This window comes from Bacillus sp. GMs2/2, assembly GCF_050172095.1.
Classification (GTDB): Bacteria; Bacillota; Bacilli; order Bacillales; family Bacillaceae_G; genus Bacillus_A; species Bacillus_A cereus.
In genome coordinates this window covers 1-17,085 of the sequence record NZ_JBNLYE010000024.1, presented here as the reverse complement: position 1 = coordinate 17,085, position 17,085 = coordinate 1, and the positions used below count along the sequence as shown (strand labels likewise).

The window sequence follows — 17,085 nt, the reverse complement described above, 5'->3', positions numbered from 1 at the left end:
TGGCCACTCCTATTCTAAATGGTATGTTGGTACAGGCTTTTCTTCTTTTTGTGCTTTTACCATCTTCACTTCACCCTGTTTATATTCAGCAAAAGATGGTGCTTGGATACGATCGTACAATTCCTTACGCTCTTGCTTCCACACATCACGTTCACCTTGATGTACACGCTCCATTTCATATGCAAACACACCAAGAAATACAATGACTGCAACTAATATAAAAAAGACAACATACGTCATTGTAGTTGCCCTCCTTTCCTTCGCCCTCTCGATAGTCTAATAATGTGGCGATGTACCTTTTCTTCTAATGTCACTGGCTCTTTTGGAATGAATTTTTCCTTCGCATGATAATAGATAAATCGGTTTAATGCTTGTGACATTGCATCTACCTGGTCATCATTTTTCCCTTGTGGAAAGGATGCGCACTCTTCCACAAAGTCCTGTGTCCATGGAGCATACCTTGGTAAATATACATTTCCTGATTCAATATATGGTGAGACTGCATTTACACGTGCAACCTTCCCGCCTTGTGGATTCACTGGAATCATACCGCCTATTTCATTCTTTAACATCGAAATAATAGCTGGACCATTCGCCTTATCCTCCACTAATTTAGCGTGTGCTTTCGGATACTTCCTTACCATATTACGAATGGCTTGTAGGGTAGTTGGGAAATTCATACGTGCCTTGAGATTATCGATTAAATACATATCCGCACCATTCTTGCCCCATACCTGAATACAAACAAAGTCACTATCTGCTTCATCTTTAAACGTTGCATCAATACTCATGATGATGTGCACCATCTTTGGCAACGTATCATAATACTGCCACCATTTACGCTTTAATAGATTCCCTTCCGCTGCGGTTGGTCTACCTTGATACAATGAGTTAAAGCTACTTGGATATCGTTTCCGTTCTTGTATGAACTCTAACCCATATCGTTCTGGCCACAATGGTTCACCTACTGCTCGTCCTATTACATCATCTTCCTCAGCTTCCAGTGGAAGATTATATACTTGCCAAGGTAAAGGTTCACCATATTCCTTACTTAACAACCGACCCTGTAAATCATCTTCGTGCCATCTTGTTAGAATCAGTATGACAATTGCACCAGGATGTAAACGAGTAGAGAAGCTATCTATCCACTCATCCCAAATCTTACCGCGATGTGTTTCACTATCCGCTTCCTCACGGTTCTTAATCGGGTCATCGATAATCATTAAGTCCGCACCCATACCAGTGATACCTGATAAAACACCACGTGAGATCATGCCACCTATTTCATTATCCAGTAACCATTCATCATGTGCCGAGCTTTCTTTAGATATTTGGATATCAAATAAATCTGGTCCATACTGTTTTACCTTCTCTTTATTCTTCTTACCAAAACGACGAGCGAATGTATCACTATAACTTATCTCAATCACTCTCTCCTCTGGAAAGTTCCCCAAATAATACGATGGTAACGTCTCTGTAATGGTCATCGATTTACTATGACGTGGTGGCATATTAATTGCAATGTATTGGTTCGTGGTCGGAATCTCGCCTGCATTCATTTGTTTCTTTTTATCAATCGCTTCCTGAATGACACCACCAACAAACTCACTATGCGGTGCTTTCTTATATCTACCTTCATGTACATAACACACATACTCATAGTAATCACGACGTGCTATTTCTCTTTGAATTTCATCAACTGTCGGAAGATTTTTTAAGGAGGCTTTCAAGTTGTTTCAACTCCTCTGACGTGTACTTACTTAAATCAGCCTTTTGTACAATCGTTTGTTTCATTTCACCACTATGGTCAATCTCACGTCGGTCACGCCATGCATCAGGCTTTCTATTCTTTAACCAAAAGATGACGGCAGTTGTATCAGGTGCGACTTGTCGCTTAACCCTTTTTGTTTCAACATCTTGAAAGTCATCGTCTTCACTAACTTGTTGTTTTTCCACCGTTACTTCCTCATACGTATAACCTAATGCACGTTTTAGTAGTGCATTCTCTACTTCACGATCCACTACTTCTTTTCCACGACGTACAGCTTGATCCATGATTGGATGTTTCTTTCTCCAATTATGAAGTGTAACGCGAGTAACACCCATGTTATAAGCAATTTGTTCATCGATAAGACCATCACGTGCCCAGCCTTCCATTTTTAATAAGCCTTCTTTGGTTAACCATCTTTTGATTTTCGTCATCACTCTCACCTCACCCAAAATAAAAAAGCAGCAATGTTTCGCTACTTTAAATTTGTTTTATTATTTTCATTTTCTCTAATGTATCTGTACAAGGTTGCTCTTGAAACATTAAACATCTCACATACTGATATTTTTGATTCACCTTGTTCTATCATTTTCAGCATACCTTCAATCTGTTGTGGTGTATGTGCTTTCTTTCTGCCACCTTCTCTTCCTCTTGCTTTAGCAGCAGCTACACCACTTATAACACGTTCATTAATAACTTCTCGTTCCATTTCAGCCATTGCACCAAATATATGGAATAAAAATCTTCCCATTGTTGTAGATGTATCAATACCATCTTTAATAGATACAAAGTGAATTCCTTTTTCATTGAACTCTTGAAGCAAATTAACAAGCTGATGCATTGTTCTTCCTAAACGATCTAACTTATAAACAACTAATGTATCCCCTTTTCGAAGCTTTCCAAGAAGTGATTGAAGTTCAACCCTGTCTTTTTTAGCTCCACTTTCTTTTTCTGTGACGATTTCCTCACAACCGAAGCGTTTCAATTCATCTAATTGCATATCCAAACTTTGCTTTTTCGTTGAAACACGCGCATATCCAAATATCATTGAACCATCACCCTTTGCTTTTGATGGTTTCATTGTATCAATTACCTGTATCGAAATCAATAGTTTTTGATACATAGTTTTGACACATTCGAATCATTGATATAAGGGTGTATGCTTCACTGTCTCATAATCAATTGTTTGTGAGACAGTGAAGCACTCTAAATCATCCAATCATTTGCCAACATATCCCTTTGATATAACGTATTAGCACGGATCCCCTCTTTACCTACCATCAATGTATTTAAAGCATCAGAATAGCTCAAATCACGCTTTAAAACGGATGTATACATCATATGTACCAACTCTCCTTTTATGGTGTAAAAAATGTTTTATTACATGATAAAAAAGAGCACCTACGTCAGTAGATACTCTAAAAAAGGAGCTAATATGAGTGAATATGAAACAACGGAGGGTTGTCCCATACTCCAATATATGCTTGTCTATATGAAAAGGTGCAAACGTAAGAGAGCACTCCCCAGCAAGTGCTCTCTCTTAAAAAATATAGGTAACTGTATTCTCAACCGTTCTATATTATTGTATGTTTATCCATTCTCATTATGTTTGAAATTGTTTGCTAAACACAAAAAGCACCCGTTTCAGCGAGTGCTCTTCAAAAAGGAGATTAAATGAAAGATAACAATTGTTTATGTTACATTATGTTTATCCTCATAAAAGTGTGACAAATGAAAAAAGCACCTGTGCCAGGGCGCTCTTTTCATGACAGAATGTGATTTTTTATGAGCCTTTTTATAAAAAAGAATAAACTTGCACTAATATAATATGATCTTCTTTTAATTTGGTTACTAATAATGCGGTATGTGATATTTCATTTAATGAATATCATTTAAAACCTAACACATACTATTTCTAAAAGGGGTGCGAAATGAAAATTGCACAATTTCTGCTTATTCTTTTTATTTTTCTAATCCTTACATGGTTATGGTTTATGTGATTAAAAAAGAGCAACCATGCATCCGTTGCCCTTTCGTCAAATGTCTATGCTATTACTATAAACCATTTTTTCAATGGATAATATCGGTGGAACTTACTGTTAAAAAAGTGTAAGTTTTTCAGCAAACTTAATTCTCCTCATAATCTCAGCATGCTTTTGATAAATGTAACTTCGACTATAGCCGAATTCAATTGCAAGATACTCTAATGTTTTTCCTTCAACATACTTACCGTACATAATCTTATGCTCTAAACCTTTAAAGGTACGAATTAACTTCTTCAAATCATGTAAATCATTCATTTTATGGGCTAGTTCATATTCAATCCGTTCAATATGATCTTCTACTTTGGTACCATCTGAGTCAGGCGCTAATTTATACTTCGATAAATCACCACCCCGCCAGCGTTTTAATTCCCTTTGACTACGCTGTAGGTTAAATTCAATATACTCAATTTCCCCTTCTAATTCTTGATATACCTTTAACCAGTTAAACAAATGATGATTCACCTGCCTTTTTTAGTAAAATGCGTTACCATCTGTTACCGCCTTCAAACCCTTGATACGAATGCGTTCATCGTACTTTCACAGTCAAAAAGTAACGCATTTACCCCCCTAAATTTCTTTATATAGTATATTTTTTCATCTTTTCTCTTTATATATATTTTATAAAGAAAGTGAATTTATCTGTTACCATCTGTTACCTTAGATAAAACCCTTGATATGACTGCAATTATGAGGTAACAGATATCTGTTACTAGTAACGCATTTATCTGTTATTTTGATTAAAAACACATGAGAATCTGTGATTTTTGAGGATTTTTGTGACCAAAAATGGTCAAACATATTTTTAAACCTATTGATATAACTGAGTTTAAAAAACGCTTTGACCAAAAAAACGGTCACGACCCTTTGACCATGTCTTTTGGAAGCGCGAAAAAATTCTATTCATTATTGATGAAAATGCGCTTATTCTTACCGTCAACCTTTTGAACATGTGATTTATAGCCAAATAACTGAGAAATTTGCTTACTAAAATTAATATTACTAACCGATTGAAAGCCATTCTCCACACAATACACTTTATACTGAAGATATACATCTCCTACGACCGACCGTTCTAGTTCAATATTTTCATTATTTACGAAACTAATAATCGGATTATTTTCTTCCTGGTATTTCACAAGCTCTTCTTCAACTGCTTTTGATTTCGTGAATTTCTTTTCTTCAAGCAAACGTTTCAAGCTTTTTAAAGCCAGAATCAATATATATTGCATGGATTCATCAGATAATAACTTATCTGTAATAAATGGATCATAATCTTCACCTTCAGGTGTGAACTTTGCTTTAAATGGTACAATTTGAAGTCTTCGCCCTAATCCATCAGTGAAATCATTAATACGTGGCATTTCATTTGCACTAAAGATTAATTTTGCATAGTTCGTAAAGTCGAATGGATCCTTACCTTTTCTCTCTACGTTCAATGTTTCACCAGTAGAAAGCTTTTTAAATACCGATGATTCTTTAATGTACCCTTTGCCAATATCATCACCAATGTTTGCTAACTTTCCAAACAGTTCAGCCGTTTTAAATCGCTGGTCCAATTCATTTAAATCTAATGAAGATGCGTTTTCTTCTCCTACTAACTGACGGATAATCTTTAAATAAGATGATTTTCCGTTCGAACCATTCCCCGTTAAGATGAACGTAGCTGCAAACTCATTACGACGAAATAAAATATAACCAAGAATCTCTTCTAAAATAGAGCGAATTGTTTTATCATTTACCGCAATTTTATTTAATGTTTTATCCGTAACTTTATAGTAAGCATCTGGAATATAAGCGACTGGAATTTTATTACGTGTAATAATTTCAGGTGTAAAGTCTTCTAATTGCCACGTTTCTAAATTAAATACACCGTTCTTCACAACAACATATTTGGTAGAAGCAAAATTTTTATGCTTTGCTTTTAACTGTAAATAAGCCAATGTTTCTTGACGTTGCATCCTTTTTAAAGCTGGAATATGTTTAATCATGGCTTCTTCAATATCTTCTTGCTTGTCCGAATATACACCGTCTTTATAGATGTGTAGGATATTTGTGATCTTACAGATATGATGTTCATTTATTAGAAAATCCCCGAATTTTTCATGTTGGAAGGCGCCCTTTATGTAAAAGGACTCCTTCATGAATGCTTCATCACGTAAAATTATATTTAATTCATTTTGTTCAACAGGCTCTTCCAAAATATAATTATTAATAATGGAAATGGTCTCTTTAATATCGTTTTTAGCCATTCCTTGAGATTGCAATTTTAATATATAAGTAAACAATTTATCATTTCGCCCATCACCTTCAGTCATTTTGGTGAGGTTCGGATTTTTTTTATTGTACGGATATAACCAAGTTGGTAATGGATCATGTTCATTTGTTTTTCGTAACCATCTACGAGTTTCACCATTTATTTTAAGTGGATCGGCAGTGTTTTTTATTCCTAATTTATAATCACAAAGTAGCCCGATATTGGAAAACCACTTTATTTTATTTGCTGTAATGTCATAGCCTTTGAAATAAAAATGCATACCATTTGTTGTTTCTAATACGGAGCATCGAATATTTTTATCTTCTATGATGTCTAGAAGCATTTCAGCTTCATCTATATCGTCAATATCAACCATAATGTAATCGTCATCTAAAATACCTACGAAGGAGTCATGTTTTCTTGCTGTATGATACGATAATAACTTCGTGCCATCCTTAAATTTACTAGCTGCATGTTTTCCGTTGCCCTTCAGGTACCCTTTATACAAAGAAATCACCAACTTTCATAAAACGCCCTTATAATTTATTTTAATAAACTTTAAATTGTCAGATACCTACGGTATTAAAAAAGATTTTAAAAACGAATTTAACCCATTATATGAAGTCATTTTTTCTAAAAACTGTTTAAAGCTCAATATTTTGTTAATAATGTAGATACAGTTTCTGATTTCCCTTCATACCCGAGGGCTTAGCAGTTAGCTTTTGCTAGCTGCTCTTTTATTTTTGTTCACTTCCACCCATCTATCATCATCTAATAGCCAACCTTGCTTATATAATTCTGTTAATGTTTCACGTCTCTTTTCTCTCACACTACAAACCGCCTCAATCATACTTCTCAAACCCTTTTGATGCTCGGTTATTCTGTTTTCATAATCCAACATATCTTTTTCATAATTCCTAACATAATCTTTATAAGCTGCAATTCTTTCTTCCGGCCACTTTTCCATATTATTTATCCTCCCCTAAAAAATCATCAATTCTTTTATTTGCTAACTCCCAATACCACCAATAATCTAATTTACCTGGTATTTTCATATCACTAATCTCATCATTTACAATGAAACATCGTTCAGGTACATAGGCGATTTTCTCAGCGGTCCCATCTTTTACTTTCCGTAACTCTTTATCGTTCAAATCAACACTTGCAAATACACGAAATACTTTTTCATTCATCCTTCTTGTGCCGTACCTTGCATAATCATATTTGCTACTTATCTTTACAATCTTTTGAAACTTCACTAGTTCCGTACAATTAAAGATTGTTTTCTCTGGATCAATGCCTTTTACGAAATAATTAACAACTGCTTCATTTACAATTGGTAAATCGTAATCAAGTGGATTCAGTTTTTTTACATAAGCACCCTTAGATTTATATTTCCCTTCCGCATCTACTAAAATATAATTATTAACGTCCTTCTGAATCACTTTGACAAACTCTTCGAATTCTAATTTCATTTTTGTGCGATGTTCCCATGCGTAACAAATATCATCAATCACATCGTAATCATTATAATGCTGCAGCTTAACTAAAACGCCATCCGTATTTGATTGGATAATTTCGCAATGTGGCTCCAATTTTTCAATTAAATCAAGAAGTAATGTCATTCCACCAATACAAACATTGTTGGCCATAAGTGGATCATAAAGACCATTGTACTTATCCTTCATCGCTCCATATGTCCCATTAATTACAATTTTCAAGGGGGCTTGTCGTTTATCTTTAACAGCTTTATATTTAATCCTGGTGTCACGAATGCTACGAAATTTACCAGGATTCTTTACGTTTCTAGATAAATAGCCATACTCAATCATCAATGCAGGATAATAACTTTCTACGTCTATATTCAGAAAGTGACCAGTACCAGCGTAATTACTTCTTGCACCGTGCAAACCACCCCATGCGAAAAGGTGCGGTACACCTGCAATATTGAGTTCTAAAACCTTATTGTAATCTTTATTTTCTTTATAAAAACCCAGGACTTCGGTGTACTTATTGATTTTCAACGTTGCTGGAAATGTAAAATCAAATTCATCATCCCTTGGAACAGTGGGTTGCTTAGCATCTAGAATAAAGGCACTTAATTGCGCTTTTGTTTTGGATATATGTTTGAGTGGTAAATGAAACATCTTTAAAAGTTCAACTTGTGATTCAAATTCCGTAATCGTTTCTATGAAAATATGCATGGTCTCATGTACATCATGGCGACAATATTTGATTACTTCCTCAATTTCTTGTTCCGTTAGTTCACGTTGTGTATGGAATGAAACTGAAGTTTCACGTATATCATGACCTTGAAACCCTTCTAATTGCTTTAAAGAACGAAATTTATTAGTCATTACATCAAAATTAAATAGCTGTATCTTCCAAAAATCTTTATAAAACTTCCACCCCAGTTCACGTTTTACAATAATCCAATGGTTCATTTCTTGAGGTGTAAAACCGCAAATAATGGCTTTTAAAATGTATTGGTCATAATGACGAGAGTTATAACCAACCCAAATGTCATTTTTATGTTCGTTATAAAAATCAATTAAAGCTTGTTCATTATTCACGAAAATTTCTTCTGATTGATCGTCTGTATTTGTAATGACTACTAACCAATCATGTGGGAACACTTCGAAATCGTAAAAGAGCATGATATCACTCCTTTCACTCATTTAGCCAAAAGAAAAGAGAGCTCGGAAGCTCTCTTTATTCAGTTATTCAACTTCAAACACTTCGACAATTTTAAATTGATCGTAACCTTTTTTGTCCGTTTCTTTTTCAAGTAAATATTCAAATTTACCGTCGATGTCTTCATGAATATCAAGTATTAAATCTGCATACTCTCCAAAGCTAGTAAATTTAACGTCTTCTTCTTTGCAATCCCAAAGCTTACGTAACATTTCATTATTTTGATGAACTTGATAACCCCACGCTTTATCATTTTGAGGTTGCATTACTTTGTAATAGAAAATCTTTTGACCCTCAAATTCACCATCAACGATGTTGAACCAAATCATAAGCATTGGGTCACCTTTCTTAGATTCAGTGAGTTCCATTTTTTCAACCGCTACTTCATATTGACCATCCGGAACCTTTTCAAAGTCTCCGCCACCACCGTTTTCCTCTACTTCTTGTACATCTGCTGCTAACGCTTCTAAATCTACTTTTTTATCAAATTTAGACCAGTTAAATTTTTTCTCTGCCATTATTCATCTTCTCCTTCTTCATCGTCATTAACTGAAACTGTACCATCTGGATTCACACTATATTCCACACCTTCATGTTTTTCACCAGATTCTTCATCACCTTTTGGAGATGCCTCTGCATCTTCCATAATTTCACGTGGCGTGTTATAGCTGAAAGCTAGATCAACTAAGAAGTAAGTACCATATTTATTGTGTTTTTCACTAATTTTGAATGATGTTAGATATGCATTATCCTTTGCTTCTGTCACAATTCCTTCCGCTTCTTCACGAGTATCAGCATAATGCTGTTCTTTTGTATTCAGTTCCTTTACTGCCATAATTTATCTCTCCCTTTTTATAATTATTTATTTGATCTTGATCTACGCGTACGTTTAGATGCTTCTTCTTCAGTTGGCCCATCAGCTTCACCTGGTGGCGTATCATCTTCAACCGCTTTACGTTGACGACGTTCACGCTTTGGCTTTTCTTCCTCAACAGGTGCATCTGGTTCTTCCTTACGAGAACGACGACTGCGTTTTGACTTCTCTTCTGGTTCATCATCTGCAGACTTATCTTCATTTTCAGCAAGCCACTGTTCATATTCTTTTTTCGTACGTTCATCAAAAATATCTGTTTCTAAGAAGTCTAATGACTCACCCTTTTTAACTACAATGAAATCATCAGAACCTTCATGTTGGAAATACATCGTTTTTGTGGCCACATTTTCTTCAGACGTGCCTTCCTTTTGCTTACGCCCTGTGCGTTTTGGTTTTTTCTCTTTCGTCTTTTCTTCTTGTGCAGCCGTAAGTTCTTCAATAAATGCTTCCATATCAAGCGGAATTGTATCTACTTGGAAATCATAACGACCACCACCGAATACATTTTGTTTTTTCGTAAGTTGTAAAAATCGTTTATCATCCGAATCGACATAAGCACGTAATGTTAAATCAACTGTTCCCGAAAGGAAATTTGCTACTTTGTCATTGATATTTGGTTTGAATGTTGTACGCTTCGCTCCACCTTTCAGGGTGTATTCCTCAACTTTTTCCTTACTGATATAAATAATTTGGTACCCTAACGCCTTCAATCGCTTCATAGCGTTATTAAACTCAGTTGTTACTAATGACCAACCTTTGCCATATGAACCATCTGACTCATGCTCCCAACTGTTTTTATCAAATACATATACACGGCAATGTTCATAAAGGTCTTCGACCAGGTCAATTGCTACAGCTTCATAATCATTTTCAGCGGCTTCTAATTCAGCAACTACATCCAGGAATAAATCCCAAGCTAATTTACGACTTGTCACACGTCCTTTTTTCGTTACTTCATCTACAATTGGGATAACAGGTGCTGTCGTATTATCCGTGTTACCATCCGTATTTAAGAAAAGAACATTTTCCACTTGATCTACGAAAGTACTCTTTCCAGTGTAACTATCTGCATATAACCAAAAGTCTGGCTTTGTATCAATTTTTCTTTCACGACGTTCATTTTTAGGTAATACCATTTCAATCTCTCCCTTTTCATTTTCTATAGCTTCTAAATAGTTAGGTCTGAAACGTGGGTTACAAGCAAAGCAATTTCCACTTGCATTTCTCTTTGAAAAGCTGTTGGCTTTTTCAATCGTTTTGATGCTATTTAAGAAATACACCGTTTTCATTTCATCAAATTCAATTGGAACAAATTCAACTTGCGATTCCTCCACTGTTTGTACTAAACGTTTTCTAAAGGTGTGTAAATCTTCATCTTTCTTTTGCTTAATACTTGTTTTCGGGACAAATAGATAAGCTAATTTTTTTATATCAAACCCGTCTTGCTCCAAGTAATCTTTATAAATGTGCAACTGTCCGCTGTTCATATAATTCTTAACATGATTTGAATATTTAAAATCTATAACCATACATGTACCGTCAGGTGCTTTTAAAATAAGGTCAACAAACCCAACATAATTTGGTTTATCAATCTTGTATTCGTGAATGAACTCAAATTCCCCGAATGCTTCTTCTAAGAAGTTTTGTACTTTTGGAATTAATATTTCTAGCTTCATCGCTTCTTCTACAATGGCATCATTCATGACTGGAAATGCATTGTAGTATTCATTTAAAGCTGTTTCTACATCATTTTCTATTCCTGTATGCAAAGCATGACCAATGATTAATGGATTTGCTGCATTTGTTAAATCCTGAATTTCAGTTAAACGTTTGTTGTACCTTATATCAAAGTGATAGGGACAATCTTCATACAGTGAAACTCGACTATAACTATATTGCGTCATCAAAACCACCGTTCTTTCCATGCTTCAAAATCTTTTGGCCTTAAAATATAAGCTTGTCCGCCTGAATCTTTTATTTTACGAATGTTATATAGTTGTAGCTTTGAAGGTGTACCTACATCCGTTTTCAACTCAATTCCATGAAACATTCCACCAATACATGCTAAAATGTCGGGTATTCCTTCTTTGGTATACTGACTACCAGCCCAATACTTTACGTGCCATACACCTTTTTCTTTTAAATATTTGATAACTTTTGCTTGGAATTGTGACTCTTTCATTTACTTCACCACAAATTTCACATGAGCTTTTCGAACAGATGTCTTTGGATAATCTTCTAAAAGCTCACCATATAATTTTGGTTCTTTGTCCTTTAGCTTTTTCGTATCAATTGATGTTGTCTTACTTTCATCAACTCTTGTAATTTTGATTAGATCGTTATCAATGGACTTGATACCGTGCTCATCCATTGCTTTTTCAAGCTCCGCTTTCATTTCTTTTGACTTCTCAGCGAGTGCTTTCTCCTGTTGAGTATGAATTGCAATTGCTGTCATAATTGCCAAATGCTTATTTTCAAATGCTTGCACTTCATTGGGCATTTACATCTTCCTCCTTTTCAAATAAAGCATCTGTATAATCCCTACGCTCTTTCAGAACATCTAACATGCGCCATTCTATCGATCCATCTGTAAGTAAGTAATAGTAAAAACAAGGTCGTTTTTGCCCTATACGATGCGTGCGTTTTTTACTTTGTTCAAACAACTCACTTTTATCTGTTAGCGTAAAATAAACAATCTTATTAGCTTTCTGTAGGTTTAATCCCATCGCGCCAGCTTGATATTGAATTAATGTGACCGAGTTATCATGTTTTTCATAGGCTGAAAGGTCCTTAATATCACCGTTTATTGTAGCAATTGGTCGTTCGATTAAATCGACCAGTGCCATATATTCCTTTTTAAAGTTGTAAAAGATGATGATGCGGTCATTTGTACTTTCTATAAGGTCCTTGATGTATTGTAATTTATGTTCGTTATAACTCCCTGCAAGTTGCCTTAAGTACAACTTCTTTGCTGCTGGTGTATCGCCGATTAGTAATTCTTCACCAATTTCTATAATGTGATGCTTCTTAAATTCGTTGTACATCTTGGTAACAGGTATCTTCACTGGAATCTCATTGGTATTGGGTAAATCAAAGACTTCCTCTGTTTTCATAAATACGGCACCATGCTTCTTTAACTTTGCTTTTAGTCGCTCTACGTTTTTATAACCTGTAATTTTCATTTGTTGGTTTTTATCGTCCCATTCCTGAACTACGAATTGTTTTAAGAATAATTTTTTACTAATATTCCAACCTAACAAATGCAATTGTGACCACAATTCTTCATACTTTCCACCTGTCGGTGTACCTGATAGTAAAATGACATTTTCAGCGTTTAATCCCAAGATAAATTTACTTCGATTAGACTTTTCATTTTTAATCATGGAAGACTCGTCCAGCATAATTGTGAAATCCTTTAACTTCTTTAGTTCATCCCTACGCCATACCTTGTCATAGTTGATAATTAAAACACTTTCAGGTGGTATATGTTCTAATTGTTGCTTATCGAACACAATTACTTTGTAGTCGTAATGTTGTTCAAAATGCTCTTTCCAGTCGTCTATTTTGGATTTCTGACAGATTAATAAGTTATATGGTGTATTGAGCTCCCACATTTTTTCAGAGCCTACAAAGGTCTTCCCTAGCCCCATATCAAGGTAGTACGCCACACGACTATGCTTGTATGTATCGTTTAACGCTCTATCTTGGTGTGGAAAGAGTTGCATGTACATCACCAAATTTCGTGTTATAATGTCGTTAATATATGTTTCTATTAGACCGTCAGCCCCAACTGGCGGTTTCTCTTATATGGTAATTTCCCAAGGAAGAATGATCTTTTCACAGGTTGATAATCTGGATTGATTTTTAGAAAAGCTGCATTTTTCTTTTGATGTACTGTAGATTTACCCATTCCAAGTCTCACTGCAATTTCTTCTGCGGTATACCCTTCACCAATATGCAGTATGATGGCTTTTTCTTTTCCGTTTAGAACACCTGTGACTTCTTCAAATTCAAGAAGTGTTGTTACCTCTTCTTCCACATCAATATCTGATACTGCAAAAAAATCATTTATTACTTCCCCATCTCGATGTAAATCAATAGATCGCGTCTCAATTTGGTTTCTTTCGTCCACACTGACATATCGACTAACTTTAAATAAAGTACCTTTTAAGTGAATTTCATTACTCAAATACCATCGCAATCCTCTCATCACGTAAGCGCTAAATGTACCTATTCTTTCTGGATTATGTTTCACACACCGCTCCCAAAGATACATATTTCCCACTTGCACCAAATCATCAAATTCCATATTGTTATTTTCAGCAATTCGTTTCGCCATGTGATAACTACCAAATTGTTGTTTGATCGCAGCAAATACTAGATGTTGTTTTTCTTCGAACAACTCTTCAGGTTTCATTTTCTTTTACCATCCCTTCATTATTTTTCAAATAGCTCGTCCACTGTTGTTTTGAAGTATTTTGCAAGCTTCTGGGCTTCTTTTAAGGTGAAATCACGTTTACAATTTTCTTTTAGATAATAAGTTTGCTTACACATGTTTACTAACTTCCCAGCCGCTTCTTGTGTCATACGCTTCTCTTTTCGAGCGATAAATAGATTTTTATACATTGAGATCATCCTTATTTAGCAATTGTTTCTTCGTGTAATTTAGCAGTATCTACAGCATGACGCCCTAACTCACTAACGATTTCTTGCGTTTTTTCTACCCCATGTATTTCAACCAAATCCAGTACAAACTGATTAAAATTCCACAGCTTTGATGTACCTATTAGCCTTACAAGCTTTTTTTCACGATCACCGTATTCCTGGATGTTCATTTTGGTTTATCCCCCTTCAGTTATAAATTTGGAATTACACGTGTAGCAAATGTATTTCGATGCAATAAGTGAAGTTGTCCATCTGTTTTCTTAAAGATCAACCAGTTTTCAGGATTCAACTTATACGACGCAATACGGACTTTTTCACGTTTAGATGGTTTTTTGCCATTTTTCATTCTTATCACCTCCCTTCAGTTAACTCGTTTTCTTACAAGATTTTATCTTTTCCGCAATTCGCGGAAATGCATTCAAAAAAATTTCTTCCGAAGGAAAATCCATTTGCATAGCTAGTTTCAATACCCATTTTTCCGCATTATGCAGATAAGAAGGTAATAGAAGCCACTCTACTGGAAACTCTAAAAATGTTGCAATTTTCATAGCCAAAGATGCCCCGGGTGTTCTTCTTCCACTCTCGATGTCTGCATAGTGTGTAGGACTTATATTTAAAGCTTCCGCAATGTCTGCTTGCGTCAACTCATGTTGTTTTCTTATTTTCACAAGCCAATCTCTTTTCATGAGGTACCCCCTTACTTCGCTTATTGCTTATTATATTATACGCGTTATGCGTAAAAGTAAATACCCTTTTATACGCTATATGCGTAGATTTTATTTTTATTTTAGTGTAAGCTGTTTATACAGGTATTCAAGTTATAGTAAAACGGGTAAAGTACTCTATTTTAGGGGGGTTTTATAAATGGATATAGGAGGAAACTTAAAGTTTCTACGCAAAAGATATGGGTGGACAACAGAACATGTGGCAAATCAATTAGAAGTCTCAATTTCAACCTACAATGGTTATGAAATAAACTACAGAAAACCAAATCCCGAAATGCTATGTAAATTAGCTGATGTGTTTAATTCCACAACTGATTTCATATTAGGGAGAATTGATAATCCAGATGGCTCCAAAGATAACCTACAAGATATTTTAGAAAACGGTACACTTAATTATGGTGGAAGAGAACTTACTATCGAGGAAACTGAAAAAGTAAGAGATTTTTTCAACATTGCTATAAAACGTATGTTGAGTTAACAAAAAAAAGGAATAGCATTTGGCTAGTCCTTTTTTTGTTGCAATATATTCGTGATTTCATCAAATTCCTTTTTCGTATATATTCCTGTTTTATATAACTCATTTATCACATATTCAACATCACAACTGACTTTTTTAGACTCTAAGAGTTTTCCAATCATACATTTTGTTTGTTCTACTACCCCTACAGTTTCTAACATCAAAATTCCTCCCTTTTCTATTGGTAAAAATTTGCGGTTGTTTTTTTCTGGTTCAGAATATAATCAGCCAAGCCCAGAAAGTACGAAAGAGGCTGCGTAGTCGCAACCTCTTTCATTTCGATATTTAATTTCCCCTCATAACCCACCTGGTTCCGAATTCATATATTGTACATATTCGTTATTTAGTTGCTTACTAGCAACATGCTCTTTCTCAGCTACCCCTGTGTTTAAAGCTAATGCTAACGCACCAACAACGCCTAACAATAGTATACCAATTTTTCTCATACTCTCTCAACCTCTCCCTGTTTCTTTTTTAATAATTCAATTGTACGTCGTACCGCTTTAGCATAATGGTAATTTGCAACCCGCTCAAAGCGCATAAGTGCCTTTTCCAAGCCCTCTAAATCTTCATTTATCCTAGCAATGTAGTAATCAGTAAAAGGTGAGCCACCACGTTCTTTAACTAAATTATATATCATTTCTAATCCTTTTTCCTTATCTTCATACAATCCTATATAGTAACCTAATTCTGAAACATCAATGTAATCGAAATTAATTTTGTCTAAATTAAAACCAAATTCAATATATAAGTAATTTAATGTAGTATTAAAAGCTTTATACTTTCTACTTTCACGAGATACTCCATGTTTATCTAGGTAATTGATACTATTCAAAATCCACTTTTCCGAGAGAAGCTGGTCTTCAAACATATAGCTTTCTCCAAGACAACACATGCTGGTCGCCCTAATTAGTGGTATAAGAATTTCACTCGTTAAAATCTTATTGCATTTTTGACGGCACAATTCTAATTTATCATCAAACATATGAATGTAAGCCATCCGCTCATCAAAATACATCGTTAACCAACTATTTATAAATTTATCTGTAACTTCTAATAAATATTGTTCCACATTATCAGTATACGGATGCATTGCTCTTATATTAAATATGTCATTCATAGTAAAAGCATATAAAGTATTCAACATTATCTGGCACTCAGCATCTGTGGAAAAGGTCTGTTGCTTCATCTCATCTAATAAAGGCTGACCTTTCTTTTCATTTTTATTTCTTTTATTAAATATTTCATATACACGTAAATATTTTCTTACCTCTTCATTAGCTTGGTTTTCCTTTATTATAAAGTCCATTAATTCATACTCACCAGTACCTTGACAATAAACTAGCGATTTACGAATATTAAGATCATTTTGAGAAAGTTTAATAAAACTTCGTATTACTTCCTGCCGTTCTTCTAAATTTTCATAGACAACATCCATGATTTTCATAAATGCGTCTAATTTCATTTCAGCTGTTTTACCGGTTACAATTCCGTCAGTAATGACCGAACGATCTACACCGACTTTCTTTGCTAACGGACGAAT

At 34.7% G+C, this 17,085-nt stretch carries 24 protein-coding genes; 1 reads left to right on the top strand and 23 read right to left on the bottom strand.

Annotation, left to right across the window (positions count from 1 at the left end; all coding sequences use genetic code 11):
• Window positions 1–9: 9 nt before the first annotated feature.
• From ACQGS6_RS06335 to ACQGS6_RS06240, 20 genes are all read right to left on the bottom strand, one after another.
• Window positions 10–240, bottom strand: coding sequence for a hypothetical protein (locus ACQGS6_RS06335; RefSeq protein ID WP_000222861.1), 231 nt, complete (start codon window positions 238–240; stop codon window positions 10–12).
• Window positions 237–1,730, bottom strand: a complete 1,494-nt coding sequence (gene terL, locus ACQGS6_RS06330) for a phage terminase large subunit (protein ID WP_003258075.1) — start codon at window positions 1,728–1,730, stop codon at window positions 237–239. The genes ACQGS6_RS06335 and terL overlap by 4 nt, the downstream gene beginning before the upstream one ends.
• The gene (locus ACQGS6_RS06325) at window positions 1,696–2,202 is read right to left on the bottom strand and encodes a hypothetical protein (protein WP_000161455.1); all 507 of its coding nucleotides are present in this window, start codon (window positions 2,200–2,202) and stop codon (window positions 1,696–1,698) included. Before ACQGS6_RS06325 ends, terL begins: the two co-directional genes overlap by 35 nt.
• A 41-nt stretch (window positions 2,203–2,243) precedes the next feature.
• Window positions 2,244–2,816, bottom strand: a complete 573-nt coding sequence (locus tag ACQGS6_RS06320; protein WP_033699553.1) for a recombinase family protein — start codon at window positions 2,814–2,816, stop codon at window positions 2,244–2,246.
• A gap of 158 nt (window positions 2,817–2,974) precedes the next feature.
• On the bottom strand, window positions 2,975–3,109 hold the full coding sequence (locus ACQGS6_RS06315; protein WP_003310215.1) for a hypothetical protein: 135 nt from the start codon (window positions 3,107–3,109) through the stop codon (window positions 2,975–2,977).
• Between the two features lie 758 nt (window positions 3,110–3,867).
• The gene (locus tag ACQGS6_RS06310; RefSeq protein ID WP_000483565.1) at window positions 3,868–4,263 is read right to left on the bottom strand and encodes a hypothetical protein; all 396 of its coding nucleotides are present in this window, start codon (window positions 4,261–4,263) and stop codon (window positions 3,868–3,870) included.
• A gap of 446 nt (window positions 4,264–4,709) precedes the next feature.
• A complete protein-coding gene (locus ACQGS6_RS06305) occupies window positions 4,710–6,575 on the bottom strand; it encodes a DNA primase family protein (protein ID WP_000276479.1) in 1,866 nt (621 codons plus the stop codon).
• Window positions 6,576–6,782: 207 nt separating this feature from the next.
• Window positions 6,783–7,034, bottom strand: a complete 252-nt coding sequence (locus tag ACQGS6_RS06300) for a hypothetical protein (RefSeq protein ID WP_000417045.1) — start codon at window positions 7,032–7,034, stop codon at window positions 6,783–6,785.
• A gap of 1 nt (window position 7,035) precedes the next feature.
• On the bottom strand, window positions 7,036–8,724 hold the full coding sequence (locus ACQGS6_RS06295; protein WP_014895342.1) for a hypothetical protein: 1,689 nt from the start codon (window positions 8,722–8,724) through the stop codon (window positions 7,036–7,038).
• Window positions 8,725–8,787: 63 nt separating this feature from the next.
• On the bottom strand, window positions 8,788–9,279 hold the full coding sequence (locus ACQGS6_RS06290) for a DUF669 domain-containing protein (RefSeq protein WP_000818339.1): 492 nt from the start codon (window positions 9,277–9,279) through the stop codon (window positions 8,788–8,790).
• On the bottom strand, window positions 9,279–9,596 hold the full coding sequence (locus ACQGS6_RS06285) for a hypothetical protein (RefSeq protein ID WP_000268681.1): 318 nt from the start codon (window positions 9,594–9,596) through the stop codon (window positions 9,279–9,281). The genes ACQGS6_RS06290 and ACQGS6_RS06285 overlap by 1 nt, the downstream gene beginning before the upstream one ends.
• Before the next feature lie 23 nt (window positions 9,597–9,619).
• Window positions 9,620–11,539, bottom strand: a complete 1,920-nt coding sequence (locus tag ACQGS6_RS06280) for an AAA family ATPase (protein ID WP_000195964.1) — start codon at window positions 11,537–11,539, stop codon at window positions 9,620–9,622.
• A complete protein-coding gene (locus ACQGS6_RS06275; RefSeq protein ID WP_000665151.1) occupies window positions 11,539–11,817 on the bottom strand; it encodes a nuclease in 279 nt (92 codons plus the stop codon). Before ACQGS6_RS06275 ends, ACQGS6_RS06280 begins: the two co-directional genes overlap by 1 nt.
• On the bottom strand, window positions 11,818–12,135 hold the full coding sequence (locus tag ACQGS6_RS06270) for a hypothetical protein (protein WP_001132421.1): 318 nt from the start codon (window positions 12,133–12,135) through the stop codon (window positions 11,818–11,820).
• Window positions 12,125–13,360, bottom strand: a complete 1,236-nt coding sequence (locus ACQGS6_RS06265; protein WP_001175895.1) for a DEAD/DEAH box helicase — start codon at window positions 13,358–13,360, stop codon at window positions 12,125–12,127. Before ACQGS6_RS06265 ends, ACQGS6_RS06270 begins: the two co-directional genes overlap by 11 nt.
• Before the next feature lie 47 nt (window positions 13,361–13,407).
• Entirely contained in the window at window positions 13,408–14,052 is a 645-nt protein-coding gene (locus tag ACQGS6_RS06260; RefSeq protein ID WP_000801520.1) for a sigma-70 family RNA polymerase sigma factor, read from the bottom strand.
• Between the two features lie 20 nt (window positions 14,053–14,072).
• Window positions 14,073–14,261 carry a helix-turn-helix transcriptional regulator gene (locus tag ACQGS6_RS06255; protein WP_000277639.1) on the bottom strand — a complete coding sequence of 63 codons (189 nt, stop codon included), beginning with the start codon at window positions 14,259–14,261 and terminating at the stop codon, window positions 14,073–14,075.
• An 11-nt stretch (window positions 14,262–14,272) separates the two neighbouring features.
• Window positions 14,273–14,470, bottom strand: a complete 198-nt coding sequence (locus tag ACQGS6_RS06250; protein WP_001025461.1) for a hypothetical protein — start codon at window positions 14,468–14,470, stop codon at window positions 14,273–14,275.
• A 20-nt stretch (window positions 14,471–14,490) separates the two neighbouring features.
• The gene (locus tag ACQGS6_RS06245) at window positions 14,491–14,646 is read right to left on the bottom strand and encodes a DUF6906 family protein (protein WP_000788379.1); all 156 of its coding nucleotides are present in this window, start codon (window positions 14,644–14,646) and stop codon (window positions 14,491–14,493) included.
• Window positions 14,647–14,665: 19 nt separating this feature from the next.
• Window positions 14,666–14,986 (bottom strand): helix-turn-helix transcriptional regulator, encoded by a 321-nt coding sequence (locus tag ACQGS6_RS06240; protein ID WP_000817630.1) that lies wholly within the window; start codon window positions 14,984–14,986, stop codon window positions 14,666–14,668.
• Between the two features lie 178 nt (window positions 14,987–15,164).
• On the opposite strand from ACQGS6_RS06240, the gene ACQGS6_RS06235 reads away from it, so the two are divergent.
• Window positions 15,165–15,503: a helix-turn-helix domain-containing protein gene (locus ACQGS6_RS06235; protein WP_000351012.1), complete on the top strand. Its 339-nt coding sequence runs from the start codon at window positions 15,165–15,167 to the stop codon at window positions 15,501–15,503.
• Between the two features lie 23 nt (window positions 15,504–15,526).
• On the opposite strand, the gene ACQGS6_RS06230 is transcribed toward ACQGS6_RS06235, so the two are convergent.
• The 3 genes from ACQGS6_RS06230 to ACQGS6_RS06220 all read right to left on the bottom strand — a co-directional run.
• Window positions 15,527–15,703, bottom strand: coding sequence for a hypothetical protein (locus ACQGS6_RS06230; protein ID WP_000894923.1), 177 nt, complete (start codon window positions 15,701–15,703; stop codon window positions 15,527–15,529).
• Between the two features lie 135 nt (window positions 15,704–15,838).
• Window positions 15,839–15,988, bottom strand: a complete 150-nt coding sequence (locus ACQGS6_RS06225; protein WP_001226060.1) for a hypothetical protein — start codon at window positions 15,986–15,988, stop codon at window positions 15,839–15,841.
• Window positions 15,985–17,085 (bottom strand): AimR family lysis-lysogeny pheromone receptor (locus ACQGS6_RS06220; RefSeq protein WP_426964965.1); only part of this gene is annotated, 1,101 nt, incomplete at its 5' end. The genes ACQGS6_RS06220 and ACQGS6_RS06225, both read right to left, overlap by 4 nt.